This is a genomic window from Oceanobacter sp. 4_MG-2023, from assembly GCF_030689165.1.
Taxonomy (GTDB): Bacteria; Pseudomonadota; Gammaproteobacteria; order Pseudomonadales; family Oceanobacteraceae; genus Oceanobacter.
The window spans coordinates 1-5,699 of record NZ_JAUYVV010000042.1 but is presented as its reverse complement, the minus strand read 5'-3'; the positions used below and the strand labels follow the sequence as shown (position 1 = coordinate 5,699).

Annotated in this window: 4 protein-coding genes; 3 read left to right on the top strand and 1 reads right to left on the bottom strand. The window is 46.5% G+C overall.

Annotated elements, in window-relative coordinates; translation table 11 throughout:
• Window positions 1-249: 249 nt before the first annotated feature.
• The 3 genes from Q8W24_RS16585 (at window position 250) to Q8W24_RS16575 (ending at window position 4,096) form a co-directional block, all read left to right on the top strand.
• Window positions 250-1,932, top strand: a complete 1,683-nt coding sequence (locus Q8W24_RS16585) for a hypothetical protein (RefSeq protein ID WP_305475999.1) — start codon at window positions 250-252, stop codon at window positions 1,930-1,932.
• 81 nt (window positions 1,933-2,013) lie between these two features.
• On the top strand, window positions 2,014-2,430 hold the full coding sequence (locus tag Q8W24_RS16580) for a hypothetical protein (RefSeq protein WP_305475997.1): 417 nt from the start codon (window positions 2,014-2,016) through the stop codon (window positions 2,428-2,430).
• Window positions 2,431-3,115: 685 nt separating this feature from the next.
• Window positions 3,116-4,096, top strand: a complete 981-nt coding sequence (locus Q8W24_RS16575; RefSeq protein ID WP_305475996.1) for an NAD(P)-dependent alcohol dehydrogenase — start codon at window positions 3,116-3,118, stop codon at window positions 4,094-4,096.
• 526 nt (window positions 4,097-4,622) lie between these two features.
• Here Q8W24_RS16575 and Q8W24_RS16570 read toward each other — a convergent pair.
• Window positions 4,623-5,519 (bottom strand): DMT family transporter, encoded by an 897-nt coding sequence (locus tag Q8W24_RS16570; RefSeq protein WP_305475995.1) that lies wholly within the window; start codon window positions 5,517-5,519, stop codon window positions 4,623-4,625.
• Between the last annotated feature and the right edge of the window lie 180 nt (window positions 5,520-5,699).

Here is a 5,699-nt window from a genome sequence, read left to right as displayed (position 1 = left end):
CCTCGAACGGTGACTTGTCACCGGCGGAGCATGAGAAATTAGCCAATTAATGTGTCCGGTTTTGTTGACCAGAACAGCACAAGGCACAAAGGAGTTAATGCGCATGCTCGCTTTCACAGAATGGACTGATCTGGAAATGGATTTTATTTCCTATCATTCAAGTAGTTACGGTGATTTCCCAGAAACCGACTTGCCCAGAAACCGCGCATGCGCACTAATAAACTGTTATGCATTTTTGAAGGAATATCAATGTCGGTAGAAGTCATCAAAGATCAAATCTTTCAGTTCTTATCCTCAGATGAACCTGAGGTTATGGCTATTAAAGGTGAGTGGGGAGTTGGGAAGACATTTAGCTGGAAGAAGTTTCTTATAGAAGCAAGCTCTAAAGATAAAATACACCTTGATCGCTACTCTTATGTCTCCCTTTTTGGTATCAACTCTTTGGAAGCTTTTAAATATTCAATTTTTGAAAATGTCATTAAGAGAGAAATTATAGGAACTGAAGCAAGTATTGAGACTTTCAATAATAATACTTCGAGCCTAATTGAATCATTCGGGCGGCAATCTCTTAATTTATTAAAAGGTGCTCCAATAGTTAAATCATTCAGTCCTGCAATAGAGACAATTTCTTTCTTGTCATTAAATAACACCCTTATCTGCATAGATGACTTAGAAAGAAAAGGAAAAGGCCTAGAAATAAAGGATGTACTAGGGTTGGTATCACTACTAAAAGAGCAAAAGAAATGTAAGATAGTGTTGCTGCTCAATGATGGAGAGGATGGTCTCGAAGATTATGAGAAATACCGTGAAAAGGTAATTGATATTGAACTTGCTTTTACACCAGACCCAGAAGAGTGCACCTCAATAGCTTACTCTGACGAAAACCCCAATTATTCCAGGCTAAGAGAGTTAACTACGAGCCTCGGCATTCGAAATATTCGTATACTGAAGAAAATCGAGCGACTCGTTACTTTATCTTTACCTCTCACAGAAGAGTTTGAGCCGGAAATAAAAGATCAAGTCATGCACTCGCTAGTACTTTATGCATGGAGTTATTTCTGCTCAAATTCAAATGAAGAGATACCAACTTTAGAATTTATAACTAGTAAGGGCTATACGCTTCTTGGTATAGGTGATGAAGAAGTCAGTGAACAGCATAAGAAGTGGCAAACTGCACTACAAGCATATGGTTATCGGCTTACTGACGAGCTAGATTTATTGTTAGCAGAAGCTGTCAAAACTGGTTATTTCGTAGAAGAAGATTTCAAAGAAAAAGCATCTAACAAAAACCAAGAAGTAGTCGCATCTAAATCCGAGGGGTCTTTCTCGGAAGCTTGGAGGCTTTATCATGATACTTTTAATGATAATGGCGATGAGGTTATTAGTGGGTTGTATGAAAGCTTTAAGGAAAACTGTAAATATATAACACCTCTAAACTTGAATGGCACTGTCTCATTGTTTCGGGAATTAGGTGAAGAGGATAAAGCCACTGAAATCATTGATATCTACATAGAAAGTAGAAAAGACGAAACTGAACTCTTTAACATGAAGAAGAATAACGTCTTTGGTGATATTAGAGATCAAGAGATTATTGATAAATTTAACGATACTTATAATCAGTCTGTTACTACCGAGACAGCGAAAGAAGTTCTAGACAGGATAGCTGGCCAGAATGGATGGAACCAAAGCGACGAAGTGGTGTTAGCAAACACACCTATCGACGATTACTACCATTTATTTAAAACCGAGGTTGGTCGACATCTTTCATCCTTTGTGACTACATGTTTGAAATTTGGTCAATTTGGAAATGCGAGTGATCAACAGAAAGAAATTGCCAATAGAGCTACAGAGGCATTACGAAAAATTGCATCTGAGAGCGAAATCAATAAAAGAAGGGTCAAGAAGTTCGGAGTGAACCTTGAAGATGCATAACAAGGCGCTGCTACGGAAAATTTACTCGCTGGCGCTCCTAAATTTCCGCAGAGCGCGCGTTAGGCGTACAAGGAATTCAGCGTGAAATTAGAAACTCAAGTAACCGGCAATATTGGTATGTACTACGCCTGTTACAAGCTTTCTTGTATGGGCTGGAATGTGATGCCTACAGCAAGAAATGCACGAGGCATTGACATAATAGCCTACAACAAAGAAGGCACTGATTTTATCGGTGTCCAAGTCAAAGCGCTTTCAAAACGTAATCCTGTGCCACTTGGAAATTCTCTTGATAAAGTAATGGGTGATTTCTGGCTTGTGGTAAATAATGTTTCAAAAGTGCCAAATGTATTCGTGCTGCTCCCAGATGAAGTAAAGTCATTGGCCCATCGTAGTGAAAAAGACGGGCGCGTATCTTACTGGTTGCAACCTACATCATACGATCAGCCGCAATTCAAAGAAGCTTGGCACCGTATTGGTCTTGGTCATGAGAGCGCCTAACAAACCGCTCAAATTCGTTCCTAATTATCCAGACCATTAATTATCCAGACAGCCATCATTGGCATCAATTATCCAGACAGCCATCACTGGGACATAACCGACGAGAAAGCACTGATCCTCTTCTACGTATTACGGCGACTCACACGCCGCCAAAATGGCTAATCGGCTGTTATTTATAAAGAATCAACTGCTGTTCAAAGATTCAAGCCAAGCGCAAATCTTCGGTATGGCCGAATGTGTCTGAGAGGGGAGGGGGAATAAAATCAGCCGGTCATGGTGCAATTATCCAGACAGCCATCATTATACATAACCGACCCTACAATTCAGCAAACGTGATCTGAGCTCACAGAAGATGAACTTAAATAGTTGACACATTTGTATAGGATTTTGTGTGAAGCAACGCACTTAGATGTTGCCAGCGTGCTTGACCTTATAAAACGACCAAAATGGCGAGCTGTTGGTGGGCGTTCAGGATGTAGAAAAACTAACAGGTCTCAGGTTTGAGAATTTTCCACACATCTACGTAAATTCTGGACTTTCTGGTGATGACAAGTGCTCCAGGGTTCACGTAAAGTTGCTATTTTCAGTATAAAAAATGATCAATTTTTTGGGTTGAGGTTTTTTGCAGGCTCGTTGGACAACGTGAAAAACTGCGGATCAAAGCAACCTTTGAGGGCAATAACGTATGAAAGCAGTTGTGTATGAAAAATATGGGCCGCCCGAGGTTCTTCAATTGAAGGAGATCGATAAGCCCGCGCCCAAGGATAATGAAGTCCTGATAAAAACACATGCGACAACGGTCACCTCCGGGGATTGGAGGGTACGAAGTCTCAATGTGCCAGCTGGCTTTGGGTTCATCACGCGGTTGGTATTTGGAGTCACAAAGCCAAGGCAGCCCATACTCGGGACAGAGCTGGCCGGGATAGTTGAGTCGGTCGGCAAGAATGTAAGGAAATTCAAGGTCGGTGACCATGTTTTTGCGTTCAGCGATGCCGTTATGGGTTGTCATGCAGAGTACAAATGCATGCCGGAAGATGGGGCGATGGCATTAAAGCCAGCCAATCTGACCTACGAAGCAGCAGCTGCACTATCTTTTGGCGGAACAACTGCGTTGGATTTTTTCAGAAGAGGAAAATTTCAGAGCGGGGAAAAAGTACTCGTTAATGGAGCTTCCGGAGGGGTAGGCACAGCGGCGGTGCAGCTTGCCAAACACTTTGGGGCTGATGTGACCGGAGTGTGTAGTACCGCGAATGTGGAATTGGTGAGATCACTGGGTGCCAGTCATGTCATCGACTACACCAAAGAGGACTTCACGCAGAATGGTGAAACCTATGACGTCATTATCGATATCGTCGGCACTGCCCCGTTCTCCCGTAGCAAAGCTTCGTTGAAGGAAAGAGGGCGCCTTCTTATGGTTTTAGGTGGGCTACCAGACATGCTCCGGATTCCATGGGTATCGATGACGAGCAGCAAGAAAGTTATTGCTGGATCAGCGGCTGGGCGCGCGGAAGATTTGCGTTTTCTTGCGGGTCTGGCTGAAGCAGGAGAATTCAAACCGGTCATCGATCGGCGCTATCCGTTCGAGCAGATCGCCGAGGCTCACCGCTACGTCGACACCGGACACAAAAAGGGAAATGTCGTCATAACTCTGGAGCATGACGATTGATCCTGGGAGCACCTGTCACGTATGCGACCAGCTGGGATAGCATTTGTCCAACATAGAATTATCCAGACAGTCATTATTGGGAATTACCCAGGAATTACCCAGACAGCCATCACAAGGACATAACCGACGAGAAAGCACAGATTTTGCGTATTACGGCGACTCACACGCCGCCCCAAATGGCTAATCGGCTGTTATTTATAAAGAATCAGCTGCTGTTCAAAGATTCAAGCCAAGCGCAAATCTTCGGTATGGCCGAATGTGTCTGAGAGGGTGGAGGGGGAATAAAATCAGCCGGTCATGGTGCGGCTTTGGTAAACCCGTGGGGGTCTCCGGTAGCCCAGAATGGAATATGTTATGTCCGGAATCTGAGCCACAGTGGACCACCGCTTTGCCACAATAAATGGTCAATTTAACTACCGGAAAGTCCGGTATCTGGGCATCCATAAGAATACCTGCCGATGGTATCTTCTGGCGGAATGCCGCAGCCTTCTGCGCCGCCCGCCAGCAGGGTGATGAATGGCGCGTGTTATTCAGCTTTACCCGCTTCAGTCTGCGGCCGGTTGCCGATCTGGTTGATACCGATGGCAGCCATAATGGTGAACAGCGCCACCCAGGTGGTGAAAGTGATATTTTCATGGTTAAAGGCGGTGGCCATCACCACTCCGACCAGCGGCACCAGATAATTCGACAGCGAGGCAAACACGGGGCCGGCAGCGCGGGTGAGGGCGGCGTAGAGGAAGTAGGCCAGGCCGGAGGCGGTGGCACCGATATAAATCACGGAACCGGCCGCGGCCGCGCTCCAGTGCACGGGCTGGTCGCTGAATGGCAGCACCACGGCGCTCAGCAACAGCAGCTGCAGGCAGGCGGCGGAGATAATATTACGTGCCAGCAGCAGCGGGTGTTCATGGCTCAGGCGTTTCAGCATCAGCACGGCGATGGCGAAACTGGCGGCAGATACCAGCACTGCCAGCCCGCCAGCCAGACCGATATCCAGCCCGCGCATAATATCCGGCGCGAACAGCACCAGCAGGCCGGCAAAGCCGAGCAGTACCGATAGCAGGCCGGTGACGTGAATTCGGGCGCCAGCCACAATCAGCGGGCTGAGCATAATGGCGAAGAAGGGCGCGGCGCCCATCAGAATGGAGGTCTCGGCGGTGGTCAGAAACTGCTGTCCCCAGGCGAGGGAGAAAAACGGCAGGGTGGCTTCGAGGAAGCCGACCAGATGATAGGTCTTCCAGGAGTGCAGCGGCCGGCCTTTCAGACCCAGCAGGCGGCACAGCAGAATAATAAACAGCGCGCCTATCAGTGCACGGCCGGTACTGACGATAACGGGTGGCAGGTCGTCCAGTGCCCGTTCCTGAAAAACAAACTGTGAACCCCAGATCAGGCCGATGGCCCCCAGAGTCAGATAATTGCGCAACATGAGTTTCTCCTTAATAGCAGGAGTGTATGCTGCGTATGGATATGGCTAAAATGAATTATTAGCATAACCCTATGGCTTAAATCGATATGTCGCGTTTTGATCTCTGTTCTGGTCAACAAAACCGGACACATTAATTGGCTAATTTCTCATGCTCCGCCGGTGACAAGTCACCGTTCGAGG